We start from the raw sequence: 13,541 nt of genomic DNA on the forward strand, positions 1-13,541 counted from the left end.
CTCCCTAAGCTCCTTAAGCTCCCTGACGAGAAAGAGGGCGTACAGCAACTCTCTGGGTGTTCTCGAAAAAGTTGCTTCTGGCCGGGGCTGCTGTCCGCCGTTCTTGCTCCCGTGCGCCTCCCGCAAGCTCCGGATGGCCGGCACCCGGCGGGGAATTTCCCCGGAGTGGCGGTCGTGAGCGTCACTCAGCGAGTTGATCGCGTCCGCGCGGCATTGCGCGCAGAGACGCCGGTTTCGCCGGCCGATGCAGAATGGCTCGCCGACGAATTGGATCGCCTGCATCGCGAAGGACGGCTCACGGATGTGGGCACATCCAATCAGCTGCGGCGACGTGATCAGCTCGTCATCGAAGCCGCCGCCAGTCTCTACGGTGGCCATCCTCGGCGCAGTCAGGCTGCTCAGATCGCCGGCGAGCTGGCTCGGTATCAGTGCAGCGCATGGATGCGCGAGCGGGGCGCTGCGGCGAACCCGCACAGAGTCGGTTCGGCACGATATTTCTGGTGGGAAGTGCTCAGCGCGTGTCCTCGTGTCATCGGCGAAGAACGCGTTCGGCAAATCCTGGGTAACAGCTCGTGATTTCAATTACCCACGCGAATCGCGAGAGTCGGACGACTCAACGGAGCGTCCGAGATGACCAACGAAAATCTGCGGCAATGTCTCGACGGGCTGTTCTCAGGAACGCCCACCCGAGCCTCGCGCGACGGTGCGCATTCGCCGTCGCCGGCGTCGGTTCTCGGAAGTCGTGAGAACCACCAGGTCCGTGCCTCGCATGCCGGCCTGAACTCCGCGGTCGACCGCATCTGCGCCGCGCAGGGTCTGGCGCCCGTCGAGCCCGATGCCGCCGTTTCCGATCCGATCGCGCGCCTCGATGCCTCGATTGACCGGATTGTCGCGCGCTCTCGGCCGCCGGCCGCCTCGCCTTCGAAGGTCGCACCGCACGCCGATGTCGGTGATCCCCTCGTCGCCGCCGTCGACCGCATGGTGCGCAGCGGCGGCAGCGTGTCATGAGCATTCCGTACCACCGCATCGCGTCGGCCTTCTACAATCGGCCACTGCTGCTGACGCCGAACAGCGCGGAGGTAATCAGTGTGTTTCTGACGTCGCGGATCGCAGCTGGCCGTGGTGCCGGAGCGGGTCAGAACGACGCCGGCGAGAGCATTCAGGCCTTCCCGTCTCAACCCCGCCCTGACGGTTCGGTCGAAGTCCACCAGCCGCGGGCGAGCCGGTTCTACGGCGACTACCCAATCGACGAACGCACCGGCCGGCCCGCGCCCTACCGACGGACCGAGGACGGCACCGCGATCATCACGGTGGTCGGCGAGCTGGTGAACCGTGGCGCATGGGTCGGCGCTTCGTCGGGCCTGATCTCCTACGAGGGCTTCAAGCATCAGATCGGCGCCGCCGCCGGCGATCCGAAGGTGCGCACGATCGTGCTCGACTTCGAGAGCCCCGGTGGCGAGGCGATCGGTGCCTTCGAGGCGGCCGCTGCGGTGCGAGCTGCGGCCGCCGAGAAGCCCGTCCTGGCGGTCGTCAACGGCATGGCGGCCTCGGCCGCCTACGCGATCGCATCGGCGGCGTCTCGCGTGATCACGATGGCGAGCGGCCTGTCCGGCTCGATCGGCGTCGTGCTGATGCATCTCGACTACTCGGCCTGGCTGAAGGCCGAAGGCATCGCTCCGACGCTGATCTTTGCCGGCGCCCAAAAAGTCGACGGCAATCCCTTCGAGCCGCTGCCCGAACCGGTCCGCGAGCGCCTGCAAGCCCAGGTCTCCGGGTTTTACGACCAGTTCGTCGAGACCGTCACGCAGGGCCGCAAGGGGCTCACGGCTAAGGCTGTGCGCGACACAGAGGCAGGCCTCTTCAAGGGGGCCGCCGCGGTTTCGGCCGGACTCGCCGATGCGGTCGGCACCTTCGAGGAGGTGCTGGCCGATCTCTCCGCCCGGGCACCTCGGTCGGCCGCCCGTCGCGGCAAGCTTTAACATCACGAGGAGATATCATGTCCCTTCTCACTATGACCGTGCACGAGCCGAAGACCGAGACTCACGTGTTCGCCGGCGGCGATCAGACGTATTGTTTCGAGCAAGAGATCCTCGCGGCCGGCTCCGGCAGCGACAACGTCGTCGACGTCGGCACCGTGCTAGGCCGCATCACTCGTGGCGCCGTCACGGTCGGCGTGCCGGCCTTCACCGGCACAGGCAACGGCACGCTGACCAAGGCGAACCCCGCCGCTTCGGCTGCCGCACAGGCCGGCGACTACAAGATCGTCTGCGTCGAGAAGACCACCGACTCCGGCCTGTTCGCTGTTCGGCGTCCGGACGGCACCATCGACGGCTACGCAGTCCCCGGCACTCCCTATACGGGTCAGGTGAAGTTCAGCCTGGCGGTTGGCGCGACCGATTTCGCCCAGGGCGACACCTTCACGCTGCCGGTCACGGTCGCGGCCGGCTCCACCAAGATCGTGCCGCTCAACTTCTCAGCGACGGATGGCAGCCAGAACGTCGCCGGTGTCAGCCTGCAGAAGAAGGTCGCCAAAGACGGCGGCGCCGACCGTCCGCTCCTCGCGCTGGTTCGCGGTCCGTCGATCGCGCGAGAGCAGGGCCTCGAATGGCCGGCGGGCGCGACCGACGAACAGAAGGCCGCCGGCATCGCCGAGCTGAATAAGCTCGGCATCATCGTTCGCGCGAGCTGATCACTTCCGTCGCGTTGTGTCGCTATGAAACCCGGCCCGGCGCGATAGGTGGATGCAGCTTCGGTGTCTGCCCGAGGCGGCATCACGGCGCGGGGGGTGGTCTTGTCCAGCCATCCCCCGCGCAACCCGCCCGCGGGTCCTTCCCCTCTCCCGGACCGCCGCGCGGCGGCGGCAGCCCGGCTCTTCGGTAGCGAAGCACTGGAAATCCTGTGTCAACGCAGGTCAACGCAACACGCAACGATGACAACGGGGGCCTTTGGCTGACGATCTCCGAGATCGCTCGGCGGCGGGGTGTCGACAAGGCCGGCGTGTCGCGGCGGGTGTCGCGCCTGGTGCGCGACGGCAAGCTTTCGACCCGGCCGGGGCCGCGCGGTACGAAGCTCGTGAACCTCGCGGCCTACGATCACGCCCTCGGCGAGACGACCGACTTCGACAAGGTGCTCGGCGCCGAAACCAGGCGCCTCCTCGCCGAGCCCGAGGCGGCTGGTGATGTGGCGGCACCGCTGCCGACCGCGGATGCCGGCGAGGCCGGGCGGCTGCGCACCGCGAAGGCGGACCGCGAGGTCTACGAAGCGGAGCTCGCCAAGCTCGCCCTCGCCGAGAAGCGCAAGCTCGTGCTTCCGATCGCGGGCAAGCACGGCATCGAGGAGGCGATGGTCCGCGTCGCCCAGAAGATGGTGGCCGTCATCGACCGCCTGCCTGCCCGCGCCGGCGACATCGCGGCCGCCGCGACCCGCGAGGGCGAGTTCGGCGTGCGGAAGCTGCTCAAGGAACTGGCGCACCAGATGCGCGAGACCATCGGCCGGGAGATGAAGCTGCTGCAGGCCGAGGGCCGTGCCGCCGAGGCGGCCGGCCTACTTGAAACCGAAGTCTTCGAAGGAGAACTGTCATGAGCCTTGTCCGCGGGATCTACAATAGTGGCCCCTCTGAGGCCCTTTCGGCGGTCGACCGCCTGCCGCCCGCCGCGCGTGATCTCGTGCGGCGCATGCGGGACGCGCTCGAAGACAAGCGCGCCATTGACCGCAGCGCAGGCGATCGGATGGCAGAGCTGCACAAACGAATGCAACGTCTCACCGCGCGGCGCCAGGCCATTGAGCTTGGTGTCGGGCTCGGTACTCGAACCCTCGGGACCCATATCTCTGCCGACGAGACCGGCGGCACCGGTCTGCTTATGACCGGCGTCGGTCCGTCATACACTCCGCCGACGAAGGCCGAGATTGCGGCCGCCCTCGCGCCGATCGACGTCGAGCTGGCGCAGTTGGCTGAAGAATACGGGCGCGTCGAAACCCGGCGCGATTTGGCCCGGGCATCGGAACAGCGTCTCGGGGGCCTTCTGAATGCACTGGAGAACTGGCTCCAGAAGATGCCGGCCGACGTGAAGCTGACCGAGTATCGAGCCGGCGGACTTCTCACGACCGCGCCGGCACCGATTCGCATCACGCCGGAGCAGATCGAGACGAAGCGGCGCCGCATCCGCGAGCTGCTCGCCGACCTTCGCGCAACCGACGCTGCGCCGATGCTCGCCGCGGATGCGAAGGCTGTGTGGCGCGACCAGCTCGAGCAGCTCGCCGAGCGTGGACGACCTTCGGTTTATCCGGCGATCGAGCGCCGCGAGGCGATCGAATTTCCGAAGCAGATCATTATCAACTACCGCGGCGCGGACCAGGAGATTCCCGACGCCCACGTTCTGGTGGCGTGGCTGATGAAGGATCAGCTGGCCGCCGCCGTCGACGCCGAGATCGACGCGAACGCGGACGATGCCGCGGCACTCTCCACCCACGCACGGCGTGCGAGGTTCCGCGAGATTCTCAGCGATCTGCTCGCCGCCGAGCGGGAAGAGGAGGCTCTCATTGCGGCGGCGGGGTTCGACATCGACCGCCGGCCGGATGCGGACCCGCGGGCCGTCCTCGGCCTTGCCTCCGATCTGCCGGCGCCTCGGCGCGAGTTGTTCCATGCCGAACTCGCCTACGCTCCTGAGCCGGTCGCGCGGTCGGCCGCGGTTCGTCGCCGTCTCGCGCAGAACGTCTCTGCTGTCCCTGGACTTGCCGCCGGATCAGAGCCGCCGCCGGCCTCGATCGCGTCGCCGGATCAGACCCCGCCGCCGGCCGACGGCGACTCCGGCAACCAGGAGGCCTGACATGGGCTCGGCCGAGGGCGTTCTCCGCATCCGTCTCGTCGACGGCGTCTCCGGCCCCGCCCGCACCGCAGCCGGTGCGCTGAAGGGGCTCGACCGCCAGGCGCGGTCGATGAACGGCGTCCGCAACCTCGGACGTTACAACATGCTGCGGCCGGGCGCCGAAGCGCCTGGTGGCAGCGGTCTGCTCGCCGCCGGCGGCACCCGGGCGCTGCTCGGCCTCGGCGCCGGCTACATGGCCGCGCGCACGGCCGGAAAGGGCTACAAGGACTTCGCCGATCTCGATCGCTCCTGGACGCGGCTCGGCATCACAGCCGAGGCGACGGCGAAGCAGCTCGCCGACGCGCGCACAATGCTGCACGGCCTCGCGGCGGAGTTCGGTGTCGGGCAAAAAGATGCATTCAGCGGCTTGGAAGCTCTCGTCACGCAGGGCTTCAGCCTGCCGGACGCGCTCGCTCAGATGCGGTCGATACTGATCGCCGCGCAGGCGAGCGGCGCCGAGGTGTCTGACATCTCGAAGACGTCGGGCGCGCTGTCTATGAACTTGAAGGTCGCCGCCGGCGAGATGGAGAAGGCATTCGACATGCTCGCCTTCGCCGGCAAAAAGGGCCAATTCGAACTGAAGGATATGGCCCAGTATATGCCGCAGTTGGCCGCTGGGTGGAGCAACGTGGGCCAGAAGGGCGTCAACAGCCTCGCCGACCTCGCGGCCGGCCTGCAGATCATCCGCAAGCAGACCGGCACGTCCGAGAATGCCTTCAACGGCATGCGTGATCTGCTCGCGAAGATCTATTCGAAAGACGTCCAGAAGAACCTTAAAGAGGCCGGCGTCGACCTCGAAGAGGGCCTTAAGAAGGGCCGCCGCGAGGGGCGGTCGGTGCTCGACGTGATCACCGAGCTGACCGAAAAGGTGACCAAGGGCGACCTTTCTCAGCTTCCGAAGTTCTTTGGTGAGATCGACAGCCGCAACGCGATCTCGGCGCTGATCAACCTCAAGCGCGAGTTCCAGACGCTGCGGGCCGAGATCAGGAACACGTCGGCCGGCACGACGATGCAGGATGTGAAGCGCGTCACCAACGATGCGGCCGCGGGTGTTCAGCGCCTCGGCGACTCGTGGAGCAACTTCACGGCCGCAGCGGGTTCGCTCGGATGGTCGGCCGGCGTCGGCAGTGTCCTCGACGAGCTGACGAAGTCGTTCAACGGCCTCGGCGCCACCGTCGACATGGTGGGGGCGAAGCTGAAGAGCCTGCGCGGCGAGGCACCCGATGCGCTCGGCGAGAGCAAGGACGCGCCGAAGACCGTCGACGAGCTGAAGCGGCGGCTGACCCGGACTAAGTATGCCGACGAGTTGCGCCAGGCGAAGGCACAGCTTCTGATCGCCGAGCGGGATCTGGACGTGGCGCGGGCGACGCACGCCAAGCGCCCCGGCCTCGGCCGCGATCCCGGCGACGCGAGCCGGCGCGTCGACGCGCTCCGGGAGCGGATCGCTGTGCTCGAAGGCGAGGTGGAAGCGCGGAAGCCGCCCCCCGCAGCCGCGCTGCCAGTGAAGAAGGCGAAGACGTTCCGGGACATCTACCCGACCCTGCTCGGACCGCGGCAAGACGTTGCTCCGGCGACGCCGATCGCGCCGGGATCGGCAACCACGCCGGCGCGAGCGCTTCCTGCCGGCGTGCGGCCGGCGACGCCGATCGCGCCGCGCGCCGAGACCGGGGCGATCGAGGCCGTGACGGCGAAGGCCGGCGAGGCGAAGCGCGCCGTGCAGGAGCTGGGGGCCGCGCGTGCGGCTCCGCAGGTCGACGTCGCACCGCTGCGCTCGGCGCTGGCCACCGCCGAACAGCTCGCCGCGACGCTCTCGCGCATCAACGGGATGAAGGTCTCGCCGGCGATCAGCATCCCAGGCGGCATCGGCGCCGGCGCCGGCGTGCGGCGCGGCACCGCCGAGCAGGGGATTCCGTGATGGATACGAACTCGACCGCATCGGCGCCGGCGGCTGACCAGGTCGGCCGCGAATGGCGCGACCGCGTCGCCTATCTCGCGGCCGACGAGAACCGCACCGAACTGATCGAGCTGCTCGGCACCATGGCGACAGCTCTCGACATGGCCCTGTCGCGCTCTGCTGCCATCGAGGCTGATCTGATCACGACGCGCGGCGCGCTCGACGCGCTGATGGCGACCGTCGAGCAGGCGACGCGGGATGCGCGGCGGCTTTCCGACGAGGCCGCACGCATTCGCCTGACGAACGCGATCACGCACGCTGTGCGCGAAGCACGCGCGGCCACCAGGCCAACCTCCTGACGTTTCCCGATCGCCCTGGCCGCGGATGTACCGGCAGGGCAGGGCCGGCCAGCGCCTTCGGGCGTTGGCCGGCTCACCGATGCACAATCAGTACGGGGAATTTCCCCGGAGTGGGCGCCGGGTCCGCCGGCTTGGCGCCCGGGCGCGGCGACCGCCGATCTCTTCAGCCTGTTTCTCGGGAGCTAAGGTGGTGGAGCGGGAGGGTCGCGTCGATCCGCCCCGCGGGCGGGGAGGGAGGGCGCGCGCGACCGCGCCCTGTGAGGGGCGCTGCGCGGTTATTGATCGGTTAGGCGAAGCAGTGCACAGTGTCCGTTGGGTGTGAGAGCCCGGACCTGTGATAGGCCGCATTCCCTGCAAGGAATTGCCCTGGCGCCTGCAAGCGTCGGGCGGCGGCTGAACTGACCTCCCCGTCAGACGGGAGGTCGACGGACGCGCTTGGCGGCGCGGCTCCGACCGGCGAACTATGGCCGGGGCGTGCCGTTCTGTCCAGGGCCTTCGGGTCTAAAACCGGCGCACCAGTCTCACAGGCTGGCTCTCACCCCCCGGCTGCCCGGTCCGCCACCGGGCGCGGCTGTGAGAGGCCGTTACCTGTGAGCACCACCATGACCATCGGACATTCGACTACCCCGCGCAGAGCGCCCGAGGGCACCTGCGGGGGCGTACCTGTTGCCGCGGGCGACCAACTCGCGTCCCCCAACGCTCCCGGCGGCGTTTACCAAGGCCACACAGGTACGCTCCGAAGCAGCGACGGCGGAGCCAGCGCGGCGCACGATGTGCCAGCCGGCCGGGCTGTGGCTGGCGTGAAAGTATTACCCACCCGGAGATTTTTCATGAACGCCATTGTCCCCGCCGCCGCCCTCGCCGGCGCCGTTCCGCTCGCCGCCGCCGCGGCCGTGCCGGCGGACCCGGCCGCTCCTGAGGCGGCGGAGCTGGTCGCACTCGGCAAGCGGATCGGTCCAGCGCTCGATGCTTGGCGCGCGGCCGCCACCGCCAAAACCGCGGCGCGCGCTCGTGCCGAAGCGCTCTGCCCGTCCGTGCCGGCCGATCTCGTCTTCGACGGAAGCCGTCCGGGGCCTGTCAGGGGGCTATGGAGGTGCTGGGAGGGAGAGCGCGACATCGAGGGTCGAGACCTCCGGAATCCGACCAGAGGCATGTACTCCGCCCATTTGCTCTCCGAAGGTATGGCGGGCGGATGGCTGCCGTCGTCCCTGAGATCGCGGGCGGGCCGGCATGTGCGGCGTCTCTTCGTGCTCGCGAGGCAGCACGAGGATGCCCGCTCGTACGCGATCGAGCTGTCGGGGCTGCCGGTCGCGAGCGCGGAGCTGCAGGCTGCAACGGACGTCATCAAGACGCTGGCCGAGCAAGCTAGTTCCATCGCTCCGGCGACAGCCGCAGGCATCCTGGTGCTTGCGCGGATCGCACGGGCGCTCAGCGAATCGGCATCCCCGGAACTCGCCGGCGTTGTCCTCGGGCCGGCGTTGGCCGAGGCCGTGATGCGGATCCTCGGTAATCCTGGTGAGGCGCTGTCATGAGCCGCGAACCCCTCAGCATTCCCAGCGAGATGGCCGAGGGCGAGGCTCTCTACGAGAAGGTCACCCGCTTCATTGACGACCGCCAGGACCGGATCGCCCGTGGCGAGCTCACGGCCTGGGATATCGTTTGCAAGATAGAGGACGACGTCGCGGCGGTGTCCGAATTCGCGACCGTGTTTATGATCATGGCGTCTGGTGACGATCTCGAAGGGGACGTTGCCGCGGCTTTCAATCGGGTTGCGTGGACACTGAAGGCGACTGGCCAGCGGCTCAGCGAAGCGCGGGGCGAGCTGTTTCGGATGCTTCATCCGTGCCCGGATGCCGAGAGGACGGTTGGAGCGGCGGCCGACGCCTGACCTTTGAACCGCGTCAGCAAAGCAAGGGGGCCGCCCTCAGGGGCGGCCCTATCTTCTTGGTCCCAACTCTGGACCCAAACTGACTGTGATTGTTCGGCACGGCTTAGTATGCAGTGTGATGTGTGGCTTCTGATTTCCCTAGAGAGCGGGACAGATCGTCACGACTAGGGACTGAGTGGTACAGCGGCAAGCGCGTTTCAAGACCGCTGCCATCAACCGCTCGGCCACCCGTCCGATGCCGCTATGGGCGGGCTCTTGTTTCGCGCTTTCGGCGGGGCGTCAAGGTTCTCGGCGCCGTCGCTCATCGCGGCCGTCCGCCGCAGCGCGTCGCCGCCTCAGAACCGCTGCCCCTCGTCCGGGATGTTGAGGACGACGCCGCAGGCCTTGCAGTGGACGGCGTCGGGGTCGTGACGCATCAGGCCGCAATTGGGGCAGGTGAAGCGCACCTTGGTCGGCTGCAGCAGCGCGCGCGCCAGGTTGAAGAACAGCGTCACGCCGAGGATCATGATCACGACCGAGATCAGCCGGCCCGACGTGCCGGGCAGCGTGATGTCGCCGAAGCCCGTGGTGGTCAGCGCCGTCACGGTGAAGTAGAGCGCGTCGGCGTAGTTGGCGATCGCCGGATTGGTCGCGTGTTGGGTCTCGTAGACGAGTCCCGTCATCACGAAGATGAACACGCTGAGGTGGACCGTGGCGAGGATCACCTCCTCGTTGCGGCGGAACCACGGGCTGTCGACGCGCAGTCGCGCGAGCAGCTGATAGGTGTGCAGGAGCCGCACGGTGCGCAGCACCCGCAGGAAGCCGGCGCCTTCGCCGACCAGCGGTGCCAGGAACGAGACGATGGCGGCGATGTCCGCCCAGGTCGCCGGATGCAGGAGGTCGCGCAGCGGCCGCCGCGAGATCGTCAGCCGCACCACGAAGTCGACCAGGATGACGATCCCGAACAGAACGTCCAGCCGCTCGACCAGATCGGTGCGCGGCAGGAACGACGTCACCACGATGAACAGCACCGTGACGAGATCGAACCCGAGCAGCACGTAGCGGAAGCGGTGCGCCTCCGGCGTGTCGGCCTCGTAGAGGTCGCGCAGCCATGCGATCAGCCGGCGCGGGCCGCCGAGGCGGCGGCTGGCAGCGAGGCGGCTCTTCGAACGTGACGGGGTGGGGACGGGCGTGTCGGGGGTCAAGGGGCGCTCCTGAGGGTATGGTAGCAGGCGGCCGGGCCGAGGCGAAGTCGCGGCCATCTCCGGGGGCTCCGGCACGGCCGCGCCGGCCCGAACCTGAACCTCGGACGAATTCGCGGCGACCAATCCCCACGGTTCCAACCGCCATGGGGACGGCATGGCTTTCGGCTTCATCTCGGTTCCGCTCGACGAGGCGCGCGAAGGGCTCGATCTCGACGCCCATTTCGGCGACCGCACGACGCTCGACGATATCGTCATCGCGTCGCCGCGGCCGTCGCTGCTGGTGGTGCGCTATGCCGGCAATCACGCCGTCTCGGCCGGCGACCTCGACATGGACGGGATGGTCGCCGCGAGCGTCGCCGGCATCGTGGTCGACGGCGATCTCGAGCTGTTCGGGGCCATCGTCAGCCGGCGCGCCGGCGCGCGGCCCGGCTTCCTGTGGGTGCGCGGCAGCCTGCATTGCCGCGCCGTCGCGGTCGGCGCCATGGACCTCGTCGTCGACCGCAACGTCACGGCCGACCTCGTGGTGGCGACCGGCGAGGAGGGCTTCCTGCACATCGGCGGCGACGTGCATGCCGGCCGCATGATCGTCGACGACGGCGCCGTCGCGACGGTGGCGGGCGAGGTCCTGGCGCGGCGCGGCTGGAACGGCTCGGCGCAGGCCCGGGTGGCGCTGCGGCAGAGCCGCTGGCTCGACGAGGTAAAGCCCGAGCTGCGCGCCGAGTTCTTCCGCGGCGGATCGGTCGCCTGCACGACCGGCGAGGGCGGTCTCGTCCAGGTGCTGCTCGCCGGCCGCGACGTGCTGCGGCCGGAGCCGTGAGGTCCTCGCGCTGAAGTCCAGGCCCTGACGATCCTGCCCTGACGATCCTGCCCTGACGATCCTGCCCTGACGATCCGCCCTGACGATCCGCTCTGACGATCTGCCGGACGCCTGCCGCCCGACACGATGGCGGCCCGCCGTCGTCACAATCTCGGCGCATGGTCGGCCGATCGACGACAGGGCGGCCGCGCGGGCCGCGGCGAGACGGCAGGGCAGGGGTCGTGACGACGGGTCCGGTGCGGGGGATTTTGAGGGCCGGGGGCCGCGAGGCGCTCCGGCTTTTGGCGTTTGCGGCGGTGCTGACCGGGATCGGCGGGCTCGGCGCGGCGGCGCAGCCGGCCGACCCGCGCTTCGACCCGCGCGACCGTCCGGGCGCGACCCGGCCGCTCCGGGCCGCCCCGACGCCGCCGCCGCGCGCCTATCCGGGACAGCAGCGTTTCCTTCCGCCGCCCACCGCACAGCGGCCAGCGGCCATGCCGCGGCCGGCGGCCGTGCAGGGGCCGCCCGGCGCCCCGGCGGCCGTCGGACAGCCCTACGGGCCGCCGCCCGGCTACGCGCCGGGCCGCTTCGGCGGACGGGCTTTTGGCGGGCGACCGTTCGCCGGGCGCCCGGCCGTCGCAGCTCCCGGCGTCCATCGGCCGGGGCTCGCGCCCGCCGCGGGCGCCGCGCTGCCGCGCAATGCCGCCCGGCCGGGTGGTGCGGGTCTCGGGGCCGCCGGGCCGGGTGCCGGTGCTCAGGGAGTCGGCGGGGGCGCCGCCCTCGGCCCGCGGACCGGCCCCGGCGGCCGCCCGAGCTTCGCCGCGCCCGGTCCGGGCCGGCCCGAGATCCGGCCACCCCGCGGCGCCGGGCTCGCGACGATCCGTCCGGTCGGCCCGGGCCGCCCGGGACTTGGCGCGCCGGGTCGCCCGGGCTTCGGTGGCCCCGGCTTCGCCGGACCGGGCCGTCCCGGCGGGGCGGGCGTCGGTCCCTATCGCGGGTTCCGGTCGCCGGCGGCCGCCGCCTGGGCCGGCATGCGGCATCGCTTCTACGTGCCGCCGCCGCGTCCGGTCGGGCCGCCGCCCGGGCTCGGCATCGGCCGCACCGCGCACGAGCGCCTCTATTCGGGACTGCCGCCGCAGAACGAGACCCGCTTCATCCCGCGCGAGGTCGTCGTCCAGGTCGCCGACACGGTGCCGCGCGCCCAGATCGAGGCGGCCGCCCGCAAGCACGGCATCACCATGATGGCGTCGCACGGCTTCGCGGGGGCGGGCCGCACGCTCTACCACTTCCGCACTGCCGACGGCCGCGACGTCCGCGACGTGATCCGCAATCTCGAGCGCGAGCAGGTCGTCGCCGCGGCGCAGCCGAACTATGTCTATCGGCTCCATCAGGCGGACGCCGTGCCGGCGGCTCGGCCGGCCGTGCCGGCCACGCCCGCCGTCACCATCGCGCCGGCGACGCCGGTCTCTCCGGCCGCCGCGCCCGCCGCGCCGGAGCCGGCCGCCGCGGCGGCGACCGAGCAGCCGCTGCCGCCCGGCGATCCCGGCCAGTACGTCATCGAGAAGCTCAAGCTCGTGGAGGCGCATGCGCAGGCGCGCGGCCGCAACGTCGCGATCGCCGTGATCGACTCCGATGTCGACGCCCGTCACCCGGACATGCACGGCGCCGTCACCGAGCGCTTCGATCCGAGCGGCACGGCGGCGAAGCCGCATCTGCACGGCACCGGCATGGCCGGCGCCATTTTGGCACGGTATCGGCTGCGCGGGATCGCGCCCGACGCCTCGATCGTCGCCGTGAAGGCGTTCGACGAGCGCAGCACGGCCCCGGAGGCGACCACGTTCCAGATCCTGAAGGGGATCGACCACGCCATGCGGCGCGGCGTGCGGGTCATCAACATGAGCTTCGCCGGTCCGCACGACGTGATGATCGAGCGCAAGCTGCAGGAGGCCTACGACAAGGGCATCGTGCTGGTCGCCGCCGCCGGCAATGCCGGGCCGACCTCGCCGCCGCTCTATCCGGCCGCCGACCCGAACGTCATCGCCGTGACGGCGACCGACCGGGGCGACGCGCCGCTCCCCCAGGCGAACCGCGGCAAGCACCTCGCCGTGGCGGCGCCCGGCGTCGACATCCTCGCCCCGGCGCCCGGCGGCGCCTATCAGCTCACCACCGGCACCTCGATCGCCGCCGCCCATGTCAGTGGCGTCGTCGCGCTGGTGCTGGAGAAGCGGCCGGACCTCACCCCGGACGAGGTGCGGGCCATCCTGGTCGGCAGCGCCGCGCCGATCACCGGCACGAGCGAGACCGAGACCGGCGCCGGCCTCGTCGATCCGGTCAAGGCGCTCACCTACGAGCCGGAGATGCCGGAGGAGCCGGCCGTCGCCTCCGGCACGCCGGCCAAGCCGAAGACCCCGGCCGCTGCGGCCGCCGCGGCGACGCCGGTGCCGAGCAGCACCCGCACGGCGCCGCGGCCGGCCGCTGCGACGGGCCGGGCCGTTCCCTGAGGCGCGGCCCAGTCGCGAGGGCGAGTGTCGAGGGCGAGCACGCGCATGCCGCTC

The 13,541-nt window shown here is 70.4% G+C and carries 13 protein-coding genes; 12 read left to right on the forward strand and 1 reads right to left on the reverse strand.

Translation table 11 applies throughout. From position 1 onward, the window contains the following. The first annotated feature begins 174 nt into the window (after nt 1–174). From ABTU92_RS20295 to ABTU92_RS20340, 10 genes are all read left to right on the forward strand, one after another. Complete coding sequence (locus ABTU92_RS20295) at nt 175–576, forward strand: hypothetical protein (protein ID WP_408093443.1); 402 nt, start codon at nt 175–177, stop codon at nt 574–576. 54 nt (nt 577–630) lie between these two features. Continuing rightward, on the forward strand, nt 631–1,008 hold the full coding sequence (locus tag ABTU92_RS20300; protein WP_408093444.1) for a hypothetical protein: 378 nt from the start codon (nt 631–633) through the stop codon (nt 1,006–1,008). After that, complete coding sequence (locus tag ABTU92_RS20305; protein ID WP_408093445.1) at nt 1,005–1,979, forward strand: S49 family peptidase; 975 nt, start codon at nt 1,005–1,007, stop codon at nt 1,977–1,979. Before ABTU92_RS20300 ends, ABTU92_RS20305 begins: the two co-directional genes overlap by 4 nt. A 32-nt stretch (nt 1,980–2,011) precedes the next feature. Further along, nucleotides 2,012–2,689 (forward strand): head decoration protein, encoded by a 678-nt coding sequence (locus ABTU92_RS20310; RefSeq protein WP_408093480.1) that lies wholly within the window; start codon nt 2,012–2,014, stop codon nt 2,687–2,689. 209 nt (nt 2,690–2,898) lie between these two features. Next, the gene (locus tag ABTU92_RS20315; RefSeq protein WP_408093446.1) at nt 2,899–3,582 is read left to right on the forward strand and encodes a MarR family transcriptional regulator; all 684 of its coding nucleotides are present in this window, start codon (nt 2,899–2,901) and stop codon (nt 3,580–3,582) included. Then, on the forward strand, nt 3,579–4,826 hold the full coding sequence (locus tag ABTU92_RS20320) for a hypothetical protein (protein WP_408093447.1): 1,248 nt from the start codon (nt 3,579–3,581) through the stop codon (nt 4,824–4,826). The genes ABTU92_RS20315 and ABTU92_RS20320 overlap by 4 nt, the downstream gene beginning before the upstream one ends. A 1-nt stretch (nt 4,827) precedes the next feature. Beyond that, on the forward strand, nt 4,828–6,780 hold the full coding sequence (locus ABTU92_RS20325; RefSeq protein WP_408093448.1) for a phage tail tape measure protein: 1,953 nt from the start codon (nt 4,828–4,830) through the stop codon (nt 6,778–6,780). Further along, nucleotides 6,780–7,118, forward strand: a complete 339-nt coding sequence (locus ABTU92_RS20330) for a hypothetical protein (RefSeq protein ID WP_408093449.1) — start codon at nt 6,780–6,782, stop codon at nt 7,116–7,118. The genes ABTU92_RS20325 and ABTU92_RS20330 overlap by 1 nt, the downstream gene beginning before the upstream one ends. A gap of 830 nt (nt 7,119–7,948) precedes the next feature. Further along, the gene (locus ABTU92_RS20335) at nt 7,949–8,650 is read left to right on the forward strand and encodes a hypothetical protein (protein ID WP_408093450.1); all 702 of its coding nucleotides are present in this window, start codon (nt 7,949–7,951) and stop codon (nt 8,648–8,650) included. After that, nucleotides 8,647–9,006, forward strand: a complete 360-nt coding sequence (locus tag ABTU92_RS20340; RefSeq protein ID WP_408093451.1) for a hypothetical protein — start codon at nt 8,647–8,649, stop codon at nt 9,004–9,006. The genes ABTU92_RS20335 and ABTU92_RS20340 overlap by 4 nt, the downstream gene beginning before the upstream one ends. Before the next feature lie 335 nt (nt 9,007–9,341). On the opposite strand, the gene ABTU92_RS20345 is transcribed toward ABTU92_RS20340, so the two are convergent. Beyond that, a complete protein-coding gene (locus ABTU92_RS20345; RefSeq protein WP_408093481.1) occupies nt 9,342–10,106 on the reverse strand; it encodes a potassium channel family protein in 765 nt (254 codons plus the stop codon). Nucleotides 10,107–10,344: 238 nt separating this feature from the next. On the opposite strand from ABTU92_RS20345, the gene ABTU92_RS20350 reads away from it, so the two are divergent. Continuing rightward, nucleotides 10,345–11,007 carry a hypothetical protein gene (locus ABTU92_RS20350; RefSeq protein ID WP_408093452.1) on the forward strand — a complete coding sequence of 221 codons (663 nt, stop codon included), beginning with the start codon at nt 10,345–10,347 and terminating at the stop codon, nt 11,005–11,007. 221 nt (nt 11,008–11,228) lie between these two features. Continuing rightward, nucleotides 11,229–13,487, forward strand: a complete 2,259-nt coding sequence (locus ABTU92_RS20355) for a S8 family serine peptidase (RefSeq protein ID WP_408093453.1) — start codon at nt 11,229–11,231, stop codon at nt 13,485–13,487. Nucleotides 13,488–13,541 lie beyond the last annotated feature (54 nt).

Source organism: Rhodoplanes sp. SY1 (assembly GCF_046000175.1).
Lineage (GTDB): Bacteria > Pseudomonadota > Alphaproteobacteria > Rhizobiales > Xanthobacteraceae > Rhodoplanes.

What these genes read in the sequence shown, in the direction of transcription:
- ABTU92_RS20300 (WP_408093444.1), top strand. Translation starts at nt 631, where the DNA reads ATGACCAACGAAAATCTGCGGCAATGTCTCGACGGGCTGTTCTCAGGA.
- ABTU92_RS20305 (WP_408093445.1), top strand. Translation starts at nt 1,005, where the DNA reads ATGAGCATTCCGTACCACCGCATCGCGTCGGCCTTCTACAATCGGCCA.
- ABTU92_RS20310 (WP_408093480.1), top strand. Translation starts at nt 2,012, where the DNA reads ATGACCGTGCACGAGCCGAAGACCGAGACTCACGTGTTCGCCGGCGGC.
- ABTU92_RS20320 (WP_408093447.1), top strand. Translation starts at nt 3,579, where the DNA reads ATGAGCCTTGTCCGCGGGATCTACAATAGTGGCCCCTCTGAGGCCCTT.
- ABTU92_RS20325 (WP_408093448.1), top strand. Translation starts at nt 4,828, where the DNA reads ATGGGCTCGGCCGAGGGCGTTCTCCGCATCCGTCTCGTCGACGGCGTC.
- ABTU92_RS20330 (WP_408093449.1), top strand. Translation starts at nt 6,780, where the DNA reads ATGGATACGAACTCGACCGCATCGGCGCCGGCGGCTGACCAGGTCGGC.
- ABTU92_RS20335 (WP_408093450.1), top strand. Translation starts at nt 7,949, where the DNA reads ATGAACGCCATTGTCCCCGCCGCCGCCCTCGCCGGCGCCGTTCCGCTC.
- ABTU92_RS20340 (WP_408093451.1), top strand. Translation starts at nt 8,647, where the DNA reads ATGAGCCGCGAACCCCTCAGCATTCCCAGCGAGATGGCCGAGGGCGAG.
- ABTU92_RS20350 (WP_408093452.1), top strand. Translation starts at nt 10,345, where the DNA reads ATGGCTTTCGGCTTCATCTCGGTTCCGCTCGACGAGGCGCGCGAAGGG.